Here is a 759-nt window from a genome sequence, read left to right on the forward strand (position 1 = left end):
ACGGTTCCCTCGACCTGAACAAGTCGAAGGAACCAACATGCGATCAAGATCATTATTGTCGTTTCGAGCGGCCCGGCTCCGGGTCGAAGACCCGCCCAGTCACGACGCTCTACTCACCGCATTCCTCTCCTCTCTGTCGCTCGACGAGAGGTCAGGCAGTGCGATTCTGTTTGGCGCTGCGGCCCGTCATTTCCTGCATTGGATGGAACTGCATGGGATCGCGATCCGCACGATCGACGATCGGACCGTTCGGCGGTTCGAGAAGCATCGGTGCCGTTGCCACCGGTATTCGGCGCAGCAGCCAGTCTATAAGGCGGACATTGCAGCGCGAGTCAGGCGCTTCGTCCGCTTCCTGGAGGATCAAGGCTACGTCGGTGTCGACGACGGGATCGACGATCTGCCACGGCACCTCGCCGACTATTTCGATGGGATCGATCGCTTGCAACTCGCGCAAGGACCGGCCCAGTCCTATCGATCCGAGGCCGAGCATTTCGCGGCCTGGCTTCGCATTGCGCGACGACAATGGGCCGATATCGATGACACGATCATCGACCAGTACGGCGCGCATGATTGTCGATGTCCGGTCTGGCGCAAGCGAGGCAAGCTTGTTGCCTCGGGCGCGAAGCGGCGGCGGCGAGGCGCTCGGCACTTCGTCGAGTTCTTGCGCGACCGCGGTGTCATCCCTTCAGTCGAACTGGTGTCGGATGACGACCCGCACATGGCGGCATATCTGGCATGGCTCAAGCAACACCGCGGCGC

At 61.7% G+C, this 759-nt stretch carries 1 pseudogene; it reads left to right on the plus strand.

Annotated features, from left to right (window positions below):
* Positions 1 to 55: 55 nt before the first annotated feature.
* Positions 56 to 759: pseudogene (locus NSE01_RS21610) on the plus strand (tyrosine-type recombinase/integrase); the annotation flags it as partial.

The sequence above is a fragment of the Novosphingobium sediminis genome, assembly GCF_007991615.1.
GTDB classification, from domain to species: domain Bacteria; phylum Pseudomonadota; class Alphaproteobacteria; order Sphingomonadales; family Sphingomonadaceae; genus Novosphingobium; species Novosphingobium sediminis.